The 13,584-nt window shown below is 73.7% G+C and carries 7 protein-coding genes and 1 pseudogene; all 8 read right to left on the bottom strand.

Features of this window, described 5'->3' with window-relative positions; genetic code table 11:
* Position 1: 1 nt before the first annotated feature.
* The 8 genes and pseudogenes from AB0J80_RS07910 to AB0J80_RS07945 all read right to left on the bottom strand — a co-directional run bounded on the left by AB0J80_RS07910 (position 2) and on the right by AB0J80_RS07945 (position 13,021).
* Positions 2–1,129, bottom strand: coding sequence for a nucleotide pyrophosphatase/phosphodiesterase family protein (locus AB0J80_RS07910; protein ID WP_364701624.1), 1,128 nt, complete (start codon positions 1,127–1,129; stop codon positions 2–4).
* The gene (locus AB0J80_RS07915; RefSeq protein ID WP_364701627.1) at positions 1,126–1,872 is read right to left on the bottom strand and encodes a methyltransferase domain-containing protein; all 747 of its coding nucleotides are present in this window, start codon (positions 1,870–1,872) and stop codon (positions 1,126–1,128) included. Before AB0J80_RS07915 ends, AB0J80_RS07910 begins: the two co-directional genes overlap by 4 nt.
* Before the next feature lie 70 nt (positions 1,873–1,942).
* Positions 1,943–5,227, bottom strand: coding sequence for a S8 family serine peptidase (locus AB0J80_RS07920; RefSeq protein WP_364701630.1), 3,285 nt, complete (start codon positions 5,225–5,227; stop codon positions 1,943–1,945).
* A 99-nt stretch (positions 5,228–5,326) separates the two neighbouring features.
* Positions 5,327–5,698, bottom strand: a complete 372-nt coding sequence (locus AB0J80_RS07925) for an SSI family serine proteinase inhibitor (protein WP_364701633.1) — start codon at positions 5,696–5,698, stop codon at positions 5,327–5,329.
* Between the two features lie 89 nt (positions 5,699–5,787).
* Positions 5,788–9,129: an error-prone DNA polymerase gene (locus AB0J80_RS07930; protein ID WP_364701636.1), complete on the bottom strand. Its 3,342-nt coding sequence runs from the start codon at positions 9,127–9,129 to the stop codon at positions 5,788–5,790.
* Between the two features lie 9 nt (positions 9,130–9,138).
* On the bottom strand, positions 9,139–10,896 hold the full coding sequence (locus AB0J80_RS07935) for a DNA polymerase Y family protein (protein WP_364701639.1): 1,758 nt from the start codon (positions 10,894–10,896) through the stop codon (positions 9,139–9,141).
* A gap of 233 nt (positions 10,897–11,129) precedes the next feature.
* A pseudogene (locus tag AB0J80_RS07940) lies at positions 11,130–11,585 on the bottom strand (hypothetical protein); the annotation flags it as partial.
* 929 nt (positions 11,586–12,514) lie between these two features.
* A complete protein-coding gene (locus AB0J80_RS07945) occupies positions 12,515–13,021 on the bottom strand; it encodes an SAV_6107 family HEPN domain-containing protein (RefSeq protein ID WP_364702605.1) in 507 nt (168 codons plus the stop codon).
* Positions 13,022–13,584 lie beyond the last annotated feature (563 nt).

Here is a 13,584-nt window from a genome sequence, read left to right on the forward strand (position 1 = left end):
CCTAGCCAGGGGGTCTGACAAAACTGAGCAGCGGAACGGTCATCTCCGTGGCGGTCACCGAACCGTGGTAGGCGACCAGCGCGCCGACCGACGGCGGCTCCCACCCGCTCGCGAGCACCACGGTGTGGTCCAGGCAGATCACCACGACGTCCCCGATGCGGCCGAGATGCGCGGGTGGCACCGGGCCGTAGAGGCCGCTGTCGACCGCCTCCTCGCGGGTCAGCACCCACGCCGACGATCCGAGCACCGACCGGTACGCGTCCACGACGTCCCCCGCCGCCCCCTCCCGCGTGTGGAGGTAGCGCACCCGCGGCTCCCCCGCGACCCCGGTGATGCCCGCGCTCAGCGCCGGATCGGCGGACAGGTCGACGCGGGTGTCCGGCGGGATGTCGAGCTGCCCGTGGTCGGCCGTGACCAGCAGCGCGGCCCGCGGCGGCAGCCCCTCGACCAGGCGCGTGATCAGCTCGCCGACCGCCACGGCGGCATCGCGCCACGGCGGCGAGTCGATCCCCGAGCCGTGCCCGTGGTGGTCGAGGTCGGGGTGGTAGCCGTACACGACGCCGGGCTCGGCCAGCGCCGAGACCATGGCGGTGGAGAGGGCGTAGGGGTCGGCGGCCCCCGCGAACCCGGCGCCACGGTAGGCCGCGACGGTCAGGCCGGTGCCCTCGAACTCCGGCTTCGTGACCAGGGTCGTGCGGACCTTCGCCGTCTCGAACCAGGTCGGGACCGGCTGCCAGGTGGCGGGATCGGGGTCGTTGTCCCACTTGATGTGGTTGACGACGCCGCCGTCCGGCCGCTGGGTCGTGAAGCCGAGGATGCCGTGCGCGCCGGGCGCGGTTCCGGCGCCCAGCGTCACCAGGCTGACCGGGGTCGTGGAGGGAAAACCCGAGGTCAGCGTGCCGCCGGCGAGCTGCGTCAGGATCGGCGCGTGCGGGGCCGCGACCGGGATCTGGTACGCCCCCAGCCCGTCGACCAGCAGCACCGCCACCCTGTCGACGTCCCCCAGCCGCGCGCCCAGCCCCAGCACGTCCGTGGCACCGGGCACCCCGAGCACCGCGCCGACGCTGGGCAGCAGGTCGGCGAGGCTGCCGGAGCCGTACGCGGGCCGGACGACGTCGAGTGCGCTCACGGGCGCCGGGCGAAGACGTGGAGCTGTGCGGCGATGTCGCGGAACGGCGGCCGGGCGGACAGGGCGAGCTCGAGGTCGACCATCATGCGGGGGTCCGCCTCGACCACGGCGGCGGGCAGCAGGTCGGTGAGCACCCGTACCCCGTGGGTCTCCTCGACCGTGAGCCCCGCCCCGGTGAGCAGCGCCGCGGCGGTCTCCGCGTCGTAGCGCCGGCGCAGCGTGTCGCGCTGGCCGGCGCGGCCGTCGGGGTCGTCGAGCAGCGCGGACGCGGCGTCCAAGTGGCCGTTGAAGGCCCGGCCGAGCACCGCGGCGGCGCGTCCGGCGACGAGCAGGCTGAGCGCTCCCCCGGGCCGCAGCGCAGCGGCGACGGCGGCCATGACCTCGGCCGGGTCGTCGACGACCTCGAGCACGGCGTGGCACAGGATCAGGTCGGCGCTGCCCGGCGCGACCAGGCCGGCGAGCGCGTCGCCGTCACCCTGCACGGCCTTGACCCGGTCGGCCACGCCGGCGTCGGCGGCGCGGCGGGTGAGGGCCGCGAGCGCGTCCGGGCTCGCGTCGACGACCGTGACGCGGTGCCCGGCCTCGGCCAGCGGCACCGCGAACCCGCCGGTGCCGCCGCCCACGTCGAGCACGGTCAGCTCCCGCCCGGCGTGGCGGTCCAGCTCGCGGCGCAGCACGGCCCAGACGGCGGCCGTGCGCGCGGTGACGGGAGGTCGGGGGGTACGCGTCGATGCGGTGTCCACCTGCGCAGCGTATCCGCCCCCGGCAGCTCGGGAGCGGCGAGCCGATGCCCGCCACTCCCGAGCTTCGCCGTCAGCGGATCGCGTACGCCCGGATCACCGTCTGGGTGACCGTGCCGGCACCGGTGGTGGCGGTGGCGCGCAGCGAGACGTATCCCGCACCGGCCGGGTGCCGGACAGCGGCGACCCGGTGCGCGCCGGCCCCAAGGACCGGCACGGCCCGCCAGGTGCGCCCGTCGTCGAAGGACGCCTGCACCGTCACCTTCCGCACCGGCGTGGCGACCTGCCGGTCCACGGTGACGGGCACGGCGAGCACCCGCCCGGCCGGGGCCGCGTTGTGCTCGTCGAGCGCCGGGCGGAACCGCACGGCGGACACCGGCAGCTTCTGCGGGTCGTCCCCGTCGACGTGCCCGGACCGGAACGTCCACACGCCGCTGACCTGGGTCGACAGGGTGTGCGGCGCGCCGCGTGTGGCGGACAGCTCGAGCCGGTAGTCGGCAGTGCCGGCCGGGACCTCGAACTCCGCCTGCTCGGCGGCGGACTCGCCGACCAGCGTGCCGTCGCGGTACAGCGCCAGCCGCGCCGACTCGAGCGTGCTGTAGCCGGGGTGCCCCGGCCCCTCGCCGTGCGTGGGCAGCAGGACGACGATGCTGTCGCCGAGGCGGGTCACGTAGTCGAACGGGTACTCCGGCGCGGCGACCGTGGGCGCGAACACCGCCCGGTTCCACTCCTGGTGGTACGTGCGTTCGGCGCGCAGCGTGGCCGGCGGCGTCCCGGCGGCGCTCACCGCGACCGGCCACTCGTCACCGTGCGGCGGCACCTGTTGCTCGAAGGTGCTCGACCATTGCGCGCGCCCGTCGACGTTGACGTACTCGGTACGGCGGAACGGCAGCTCGAACGGGACGAACACCGACCAGTAGCCGTTGTCGCCGTACCGGGCGGAGTTGCCCTTGACCCCCTGCACGCCGGTGGCCTCGGTGGCGTACGCGGCCTTGATCGTCGCGAGGTCACGGGCCCGCACCGTCTTCGTGAACCCGGTGTACATGACGCCGGGCGAGAACCAGCCGAGGTCGTACGTGTAGGGGCTGTTGTGGAACCGGCCGTCCGCACCGGGCGCCGCGAAGGACGCGTTGATCGAGCCGGTGAAGTTCGCGACCGGGGTGCGCGAGCCCACCTGTCCGGTGTAGAGCCCGTCGAAACCGTCGCCGACGATGCTGACGGTGACCGCGTACTCGTCGGCGGTCCAGTCGCTGTTCGCGGCGGCCAGCGTCGGCGCCGCGCCCGCGGTGGGGACGGTGACCGAGAGGGGCTTCGCGGACCGGGCGTCCAGCCGGATCCGGGCCGGGCCGTCGACGACGAGCCGCGGCTGGACCAGCATCGACACCTCGTCGTCGCCGATGTAGGCGAAGAAGCCGTACTCGCCCTTGGGCAACCGCCGGGTGGTGGCCCCGCCGGCCGCGTCGTAGCTCGTCCCGGTGGCGAGGTTGAAGAACACCGCGTACATCGTGTCGCTGGGGGTGCCGTCCCGGTCGATGGGCTCGAGCGCGAGGTCGTAGCTCTCGGGCTCGCGGTAGACGCCGACCGGCGTCTCGACGCGGACTCCCGCCGCGGTAGCGGTGAGGTATCCGCTGTGGTAGCCGTCGGCGACGTCGGCGCCGGTGTCCGCGGTGACCGTCGTGGTGGCGGTCCCGCCGGCCGGCACGGTGACGGTGTCGTCGGCCACGCTGAAGACGCCGGCCGGCCCGTTCAGGGCCAGCGACAGCGTGACGGACTGGGTGCCGTCGTTGCGGTAGGTGACCGTCCTGGTCTCCGGGGTGTCGTCGTCGTGCGGCCACGGCTGTCCGGCGAAGCCGACGGTTCCCTCGTCGACCGCCACGGACTGGCTGATCGAGCGGGCCACGTCGACCCGGCCGGCGCCCTGGCCGTAGACGTCGACGCCCGCGGTGGGCTGCGCCGCTCCCATGAGGACGGTCTTGCGCTGCCTGGGCGTCCATCCCGGGTGCTGCTGGGTCAGGATCGCGGCGGCGCCGGCCACGTGCGGGGTCGCCATCGAGGTGCCGGACAGGCTCGCGTACGCGGGCAGCGGCGCCGGACCACCGATCACGTCGTGCGCGGCGCGGGCCGCCACGATCTCGACGCCCGGCCCGGTGATCTCCGGCTTGATGGCGTTGTCACCGACGCGCGGGCCACGGCTGGAGAAGAACGCGAGCTGGTCGTCGCGGTCCACCGCGCCCACGGCCAGGGCGGCGTCGGCGCTGGCCGGCGAGCCGACCGTGCCGTACTCGCCGTCGTTGCCCGCCGCGATCACGAACAGCGTGCCGTACTGCTCGGTGAGCTCGCCGACCGCTGCCTCCAGCGGGTCGATGCCCGGGGAGTCGGTGCCGCCCAGGCTCATGTTGACCACCGGCGCGCGGGGAGCCGCCCAGGACATCCCGGCGAGGATGTCGGACTCCGTGCAGAACTCCGTGCCGCACACCTTGCCGATGAGCAGCTGCGCGCCCGGGGCGACGCCGCGGTAACGCCCCTGGGAGGCGGCGCCGCTGCCGGCGATGGTGGACGCGACGTGGGTGCCGTGCCCCACCTCGTCGTCCGCGCTCGCGGTGTCGGTGAAGTTCCGCGCCTCGGCGATCCGGCCGGCGAAGTCCGGGTGGGTGGCGTCGATGCCGGTGTCCAGCACCGCGACCGTGACGCCGGTGCCGTCCAGGCCCCGCTGCCAGGCCGCGGGCGCACCGATCTGCGGCACGCTGCGGTCGAGGCTGACCTTGCGGGTGCCGTCGAGCCAGATCCGGTCGATGCCGGGGCGCAGGTTGCGGGCGGTGGGCGTACCCCCGGTCAGCGCCTGCCAGAGCGACGACCGGCCGGACCGGTCCGCACGGACCGCGACCGCTCCCACGACGGGCAGGTCGCGCGTCACCCGCGCGCCCGCCGCCAGGGTCGCGGTCCGGGCCTGCCGGGCGTTTCCTTTCGGGTACGCGACCAGCAGCGGCAACTCCCGCAGCCGGTCGTCGGCGTAGCTCGCGGCCAGCGCCGTGACGTCGAACAGCCGCGCGTCGAGCCGGCCGGCGCGCACCAGTGGCAGCGCGTCGTACGGGATGACGGTCCGGCCCTTCGCGGTGCGTTCGCTGATGAACCGCATGCCTTTGCGCCCGGGCCCGGCCTGCACGGCGGCGCTCCCGTCGCCCAGCAGCGTGACGCGGTCGCCGGTGATCAACGTGACCGAGGTGGCGGTGCCGGAACCGGGCCGGTCCGCGAGGACCTTGGCGGGCAGCGCGTGTGCCGCCGGAGCCCCGGCGACGGCCGCGCCCGCGATGATCGTGACCATGCCCACCAGCAGGGCGGGCAACCTTCGTCTGCGCATGCGTCCTCCCCATGTACGCCGGGCCCGACCCCGGCGCTACATAGACGCTTGCGAATCGACGAAGGGTCCTGGGCATGACTGACCGGAACCCGACAGTTCTCAGAAGGCCATGACCACGCCCATCGCGCGGGCCATGTCGCACGGGTTGCCGAAGGTCCGCGACCAGTCGACCTTCTTGCCGTGCCAGCGGCCGGTGATCTCGGCGGTGATGGGCGCGTACTCCATCGTGCACATGATCCCCGACGCGGGCTTGAGCTTCGCCGGGTCGCCGCCGGCCTTGGCCAGCGCGGCGCACGCCTTGCCCTTCTTGGGGTGCGGACCGCCGGCGGGGTCGCAGCGCAGCACGACGGCGGCCGCGTAGCCGGCGTCGGCCAGGTAGCTGAGCTCGAGCTCGGTCTTCTTCGTCGCGGCGGCGGCCGGGCTCGCCGCGGCGAGCACCAGGACCGCGGACAGGCCGATGGTACGGATCATGATGTCGCTCCCCCGTCGTACGTTTCCGTGCGCATCCGGTGTACGCCACAAAAGGTGCCGTACGCGCAGATCGGAAATATAGTGTCCGTTCAGCGGAAGTCGCGGGACGCGGGGGTGACCGGCGGGGTGAGCGCGTCGAGCCGGTCCGCGACCAGGTTCAGCACCCCCTCGGCCTTCTCCAGCCGCCCCCGCACCACCAGCGCCGAACTGGTCCGGGCCACCCGGCGGTAGCGCTGCCACAGCCCCGGCGAGCAGGTGACGTTGAGCATCCCGGTCTCGTCCTCCAGGTTGACGAACGTGACCCCGCCCGCGGTCGCCGGCCGCTGCCGGTGGGTGACGATGCCACCCACCCGGATCCGGGTGCCGGCCTCGACCCGGCCCAGCCTCGCGATCGGCAGCGCGCCCTGCCGCGTCAGCTCGTCGCGGATGAACTGCGCCGGGTGCGAGTCCGGGGAGAGGCCCGTCGCCCACACGTCCGCGACCAGCTTGTCCACATCGCCCATGCCGGGCAGGGTGGGCGCCTCGGTGCCGGTGACCGTGCCCGGCAGGCGGTCCGGCCGGTCCTGCGCGGCGGCCCCTGCCGCCCACAGCGCCTCCCGGCGCGAGAGACCGAAACCCGCGAAGGCGTCGGCGGTGGCGAGGGCCTCCAGGTGGGCGGTCGAGCATCCGGTCCGGCGGGCGAGATCCGCCATGTCCCGGTACGGTCCGTGCGCGCGGCGCTCCTGCTCGATGCTCTTCGCCAGCTCCTCGCCGAGGGTACGGACACTCGACAGCCCCATCCGTACGGCCGGGCCGCCCAGCCCCCACGCGTGCGGCGGCTCCCCGGGCGCCGAGCCCCACCGGGTGGCCGCCGTCGACTCCAGCGTCGCGGCGGCGTCGCTGAGGTTGATATCCGGGCGGCGCACCTCGACGCCGTGCCGCCGGGCGTCGTCCACCAGCGACTGCGGCGAGTAGAAGCCCATCGGCTGGGCGTTGAGCAGGGCCGCGCAGAAGGCAGCCGGGTGGTAGCGCTTGAGCCAGGCGCTCGCGTACACGAGGTAGGCGAAGCTCATCGCGTGGCTCTCCGGGAAGCCGTAGTTGGCGAACGCGGACAGCTTCAGGAACAGGTCGTCCGCGAGGTCTCCGGTGATGCCGCGCTCGGCCATCCCCTCGTAGAGCCGCTTCTTGATCCGCTCCATCTTCTCCATCGAGCGCTTCGATCCCATGGCCCGCCGCAGCTGGTCCGCCTCGGCCGGATCGAATCCCGCCACGTCGATGGCGAGCTGCATGAGCTGTTCCTGAAAGAGCGGCACACCGAGGGTCTTGGCCAAGGCGTTGGCCATGAGCGGGTGCGGAACCGACGGCTCCTCAAGTCCGTTTTTCCGTCTTATATAAGGGTGAACTGATCCGCCTTGGATGGGTCCCGGGCGGATCAGTGCGACCTCGATGACCAGATCGTAGAATTTGTCCGGCTTGAGCCGCGGCAGGGTGGCCATCTGCGCCCGGCTCTCCACCTGGAAAACCCCGACAGAATCGGCCCTGCACAACATCGCGTAGACCTCGGGGTCATCGAGCCGCATGGTGCCGATGTCCAGATCGGACTCGATCATGTCGTAGGCGTAGTGCAGCGCCGACAGCATCCCGAGGCCGAGCAGGTCGAACTTGACCAGCTCGATCGCCGCGCAGTCGTCCTTGTCCCACTGCAGCACCGTGCGCCCCGGCATCCGCCCCCACTCCACCGGGCACACCTCGATGATCGGCCGGTCGCAGATCACCATGCCCCCGGAGTGGATCCCGAGATGCCGCGGAAAGTTCTGCACCTCGTTCGCGAACGCCACGACCTGCTCGGGGATGTCGTCCACGTCGATCGCCGCGACACTCCCCCACCGGTCGATCTGCTTGCTCCACGCATCCTGCTGCCCGGGTGAGAACCCGAAAGCCTTGGCCATGTCGCGTACGGCGGACCGAGGGCGATACGAGATCACGTTGGCGACCTGTGCGGTGTGCTCCCGGCCGTGCGTGCGGTACACGTACTGGATCACCTCCTCGCGCCGGTCCGACTCGATGTCCACGTCGATGTCGGGCGGCCCGTCCCGCTCCGGCGCCAGGAACCGCTCGAACAACAGGTCGTACTCGACCGCGTCCACATTGGTGATCCGCAGCGCGTAGCAGACCGCGGAGTTCGCCGCCGACCCCCGCCCCTGGCAGTAGATGTTCTCCTCGCGGCAGAACCGCACGATGTCGTAGACCACCAGGAAGTAGCCGGGGAAGTTCAGCTCCTCGATCATCCGCAGCTCGTGCTCGATCTGCGCGTACGCCTTCGGATGCGCCTGCGGCGGCCCGTACCGCTCCCGGGCGCCGCGCATGGTCAGCTCCCGCAGCCAGCTCATCTCCGTGTGCCCCGGCTCGGGGATCGGGAAGTCCGGCAGCCGCGGCGCCACCAGGTTCAGGTCGAACGCCAGGTCCTCACCGAACATCGCCGAGTTCTCCACCGCACCCGGATACGCGGCGAACCGCCGCTTCATCTCGGCGCCGCTGCGCAGGTGCGCGGTGCCGGCCGCGGGCAGCCAGCCGTCGATCTCGTCGAGACTGCGCCGGGCCCGGACCGCGGCCAGCGCGGTGGCCAGCCGGCGCCGCCCCGGGGTCGCGTAGTGCACGTTGTTGGTCGCGACCACCTCCAGCCCGCGGCCCCTCGCAAGGTCGAACAGCACGTCGTTGCGGTCGTCGTCGTACGGGTCCCCGTGATCGGTCAGCTCGACGGCGACGTTGCCCCGGCCGAAAAGCTCCACCAGCCGGTCCAGCTCCCGCGCCGCCGCGTGCACCCCCTCGGTCGCCAGCGCCAGCGGGACACTGCCCTTGCGGCAGCCGGTCAGCACCAGCACGTGGTCGCGCAGCACCTCGGCGATCTGCTCCAGGTCGCCGTATACCGGCTTGCCCTTCTCCGCGCCGTCGAGCTGGCCGCGGGAGATGACCCGGGCGAGGCGGGCGTACCCCTCGTGCCCGTGCGCCAGGGCGAGCAGGTGCCGGCCCTCCGGGTCGGCCTCGCCGTTCTGCGGCTTCGCCAGGTCCAGGGAGAGCTCGGCACCGAAGATCGTGGGCAGCCCCAGCTCCCGCGCGGCCTGGGAGAAACGCACCACCCCGTAGAAGCCGTCGTGGTCGGTGACGGCCAGCCCGGTCAGCCCCAGCCGCGCCGCCTCCTCGGCGAGCTCCTCGGGGTGGCTCGCGCCGTCCAGGAAGCTGAAGTTGGTGTGGCAGTGCAGTTCGGCGTACGGCACCTCGGCGGCCGTACGGATCAACGCGGGCGCCTCGTACGGCTCCCGCTTGCGACTCCAGGCGGGCGAGTCACCGCCGTCCCCGTCGACGGCGAGCGGGTCGACGACATGCAGGTGCCGCTCCCCCGTCAGCGTCTTCTCCAACTCGCCCCACGGCATCCGCGGATTGTGGAAACCCATCTCCCCCGCCTAGTCGTAGATCGCTTCGATCGCCCAGTGCCCGGCCGCGAGCGACAGCAGGAACGCCCGCCCGTCCGCGACGGCCATCTGGAACCGGGCCCGGCGCCGCGACTCGCCCGGCGCCCACCACCGCTCGTCCACCGGCCACGGCCCGGCCCACCCGGTGATCGCCGCGGACTCGTCGCCCACCACCAGCACCGCCGGGCTGCCGGTGAGCTCGAGGCGGGCGCTGACGCCGACCGGCGTACCCGTCCCGTCCAGCACCACCGCGGGCGCCGGCTGCGGAAGCACCAGGGCCGGGGCCGGCGCCGGCAGCCGGCCCGGCCAGGGCGGCAGCTTGCTGGCACCCGCCTCCTTCCCTGCGCGCCTTCCGCTTCTCCTCGCCCCTTCCTTCCCGGCCTCCTTCCCGGCCGATCCCTCCTTCGCGGCCTCCTTCCCGGCCGGTCCCTCCTTCCCACCCGCTTCTCCGGTCTCCGGACTCGCGTGGGGTGGGTTGCTGACCGCGACCACCACGGGCTCCTGCATCCGCACCGGCGCCGCGGCCGGCCGGGCCGGTTCCCGCTCGTCACCCCACGGCACGAACCGGACCTGGTCGTCGGCGGACCGGCCGCCACCCGCGACCGCAGTGACCACCGAGTCCGGGCCGAGCAGCCCCTGGATCCGGCTCAGCGCGCGATGCGCCCGCTCCCGTTCCGCGCCCGCATCACCCCACAGCCCCGGCTGCAGTCCGAGGTGGACGAGCACCCCGTCCGGGACGAGCCGCAACCGCACCAGCCCGGCGGTCGGCCGCGCGGGCGCGCCCCGGCGGGCACCGGTCAGCCAGCCGTCGAGCTGCCAGCGCACCCGCTCGGCGATGGCGGCGGCGGTGAGCATCCCGTCGTGCCGCCACACCCGGTGCAGCTCCTGCCCGTCGGCGGTGACCGCCTCGATGCCCAGCCGGGTGCACGCCAGCCCGTACGCGGCCAGCCGCTCGTGCAACCGCTCGGCCAGGACCCGCCCGGCGAACGCGGCCACGTCCACCCGCTCGAGCGGCTCGTCGTAGGTGCCGGTCACCTCCAGATCGGGCGGCGGCTTCCGCACGGCGAGCGGCCGATGATCCAGCCCGGCAGCGAGCCGATGCGCCAGCGCCCCGTCGAACCCGAACCGGCTGAGCACATCGGAGGCGGGCAACGCGGCGAAGTCCCCCAGCGTCGCCACCCCCAGCCGGCGCAGCAGATCGGCCAGCTCGGGCCGCTCCAGCGCCTCGACCGTCACCGAGGCGAGAAACTCCCGCGTCCCCCCGGCGGGCACGATCCGCCCCGCCCGGGCCGCCAGCCCGGCAGCGAACACCCCGTCGGCGATCCCCACCTGACTCTCGACGGCGCACGCCTGAGCCACCTGCTCGACGATCCGCTCGGCGGCCCGCTCCTCACCCCCGAAGTACCGAGACGGCCCCCGCGCGGCCAGCGCACAAGCGCCGGGCCGCACCACCTCGACCCCGACGGCGACCTCCTCCACGGCGGCCACCACGGGCTCGAAGGCCCGCGCATCCCGCCCCGGATCATGCTCGACGACAACCAGCCGAGGACAACGCCCCTGAGCCTCCCGCCGCCGCAACCCCCGCCGGATCCCCTCCCCCCGAGCCGCCTCGGAACAGGCAACGACCCGGTTCGCCCGCACCACGACAACAGGCCCGTCAGCAGAGACCCCCTCCACGATCTCCGCGGCGATGACCGGCCAGTCCGGGCACCAGACGAGCAGGGTACGAGGAACGGAACCGGCACTCATCCGAACTCCACCATGGACAGATGCGACCGCCGCTCCGGCTCCCGGCCGTCCCCGACCGACCCCCTCCGACCGCCTTCCGCAACCGAATCCTCTTCGGCCGGCATCGTCCGGCCGCCCTCCACGACCGCCCACCGCGCCCGGCCCGCCTCCTCGGCAGCCTTCGCCGCCCGGCCCACCTCCTCGGCCAGGTCCCGCCCGGACTCCGGCGGCGGAGGCGCGGGCAGCGCGGCCATCCCCGGCATCCACACGGTCAGCTCCTTGGGCCGCGCGGCAGCACCCCGCCCCCGGGCGACCACGGTGACCTCCCGCCGCCGCAACCGTCCCCGCCCGGCACCGAGCCCCTCCCACCGCCCCTGGGTGACCTGCAAGGTGACATCGGCCCCGTCCCACCGCCCGTACGGCACGAGCACACACCCCCGCTGCCGAGCCCGGGCGACAAGCCGGCTGGCGATGGAGGCGGAAACCCGCCCGGGAACCGCGACGACCACGACATCAACCCCGTCGATGAGCGCGGCGACCACGGTGGGCCACTCGGGACCGGGGTTGGGCACCAACGCCAGCCGATCGAGCGCCACCCCACTCTCCGCAGCGGCCAAAGCCCCGAGCGCGGGTACGCCCACCACGGCACACCACGACCCGGCACGGGAAGCGGCGGAGAGAAGGGCGAGAAGGAGTGAGGTGCTTCCGCTACCGGCCCGCGCAAGCCCGTTCTCCTGCCACCGCTCGAGACCCCGGCCGCCGCTGCGGCGCACACCCCGGTCCGGCGCCGGATCGAGCGGCGTCCGGTTACGCCGCCCGGAAACATCCCGGGCGTCACCGTGACCCGCATCGCCGCGGTTCCAGCCGTATCCCGACGGGCGCGCCAGACCGGAACCCGCCGGGCCCCCCGCAGAGCCGGAACCCGCCGGCTGCGCAGCACCCGGACCCAACGGCTCCTGCGCAGAACCCGGGGCGGCGGCGAGTCCGATCGCCACGGTGCTGCCCCGGCGCAGCCCGCGCCCAGGCAGCAACCGCTCGAATTCGGGATGCACCGGCAGCACCCGGTGCATCCCGCCCTCGTCGGTCTCCCCGGCTGGGCGAACCAGCTCAGCAAGAGCCGCAGCCCCACTGATCATGCGCCCGGCCATCGCCCCGCCCCGCTGTACACGTTCACTCAAGTTGATCTTCATGGATCTGCCGGCAAGGGCACATCCCTGCCTGGAGGCCTGACGCCGCACCGGCTCAGAGACCCGAAGCAGTGCGTCGCGGGCTCGGCGGTCGCCGATGAGGGCGGTGACATGCACGCCGACGTCGACGTCATCCGGCCCCTGTTCCAGCTCCACGAGGTCGCAGCTCGCCGGGCCATGGACGGCGCCGTTCCGGATGGGCCCGACAACGACCGTCCCGAACACCCAGCCGCCTTTGCGCCCTCGCCGCTCTGGCTGTCGCCCGCTACCCGAGGAGCCAGAAACGTCGTGAATGTCGTCCAGCTCGACGATCCGGTGCCAGCCGGCGCCCGGGCGAAGGGACCTGGCGCCTCGACAGCAGGCCACCCTCGCCACCTTTGCCGGCAAGGCCCCGACGAAGCTCGACAGGGGTCCGAGGCGGTCCGGGTGACCCGGGCGGCCGCCGCCTGGGGTCAGGCGGCTTCGAAGGTGGGCTGGTAGGCCAGGCCCAGCGTCGACTGCACCAGGGAGACGAAGGTTTCCGCCGCTCGCAGGAGGTCGTCAGCCTCGCGGGCGGTGACCACGCGGGGAATGCCGGCTTCGGCTGCGGCTCGCTTGGTGGCGCCGAGGGCGAAGTAGCTGGCCCAGTCGCCGAACTCCGGGGCCACCAGGACGAGGAGGGACCAGACGCTGGTGACGCGGTTGCGGCGAGTGGGGGCGGCCGGTCTGGCACGGGCCGCGAGGACGGCCGCGGCCGCTCGGAGGGCGGCCAGGTGGGCCGCCGCGTAGCGCAGGCCGTCGGGGCGGGTGCGGGCTGCTTCCATCAAGCCCTGGCGGGCGATGGTGAGCAACTGCGCCGGAGTGCGGTTGGGCAGGAGGTTGGCGGGAACCGTGGGAGCCGCCTGCGTTCCGGCCGTCGGGGCGTGCGCCAGACCGTAAGCCTGCGGGCTGGGGGCGCCGGTGGGCTCAGGCTCGCCCATGATCCGGGGACCGGGGAGGCCGGTGGGCTCGTCCGCGACCCGGGGGCCTGGGTCTGGACGGCCCGGGTGCGGGACTGGTGGTCTCAGGCCCGGTGCCGCGTTGCTCACCATGGGTCTCTCCTCGCGTGTGTCGCATCCGACGTGCTGGTCGAACCGGGTCGCTGCGGAGGAAGGCACAGCGGGTTGGGGCTGCCGGCCGGGTGTGAAGCTTCCCCACACCACACCCGGCCGGACTTCGCCGGCGGGTCCGTCGTCCGTTGCCCGGGGGTCGAGGGCAGCGGACGACGGTCCTGCCTGGTGCAGGCCCGGACCCGCGAATGCCCGGACCTTGCGTGCGGTGCTTCGCGGGCACCACACCCGGGAGCCACGCCGCGAACGCGGCTCCCGATCGGTCAGCACGAGCGCCGGTCGTCCGGGCCGCCCGCGGGACGATCCGATCGCCGGCGCCAGGAGGGGCAGCCGGTGGATCGGTGTCGGCCCGGGGGAACAGCCGTTCGAACCAATCGAACACTCGTTCTAACTACCGGAGAGAGTAACACCCCCCTCTGACAAAAACGCAACGT

It is taken from the genome of Actinoplanes sp. NPDC049548, from assembly GCF_040676695.1.
In the GTDB taxonomy this organism is placed as follows: Bacteria; Actinomycetota; Actinomycetes; order Mycobacteriales; family Micromonosporaceae; genus Actinoplanes.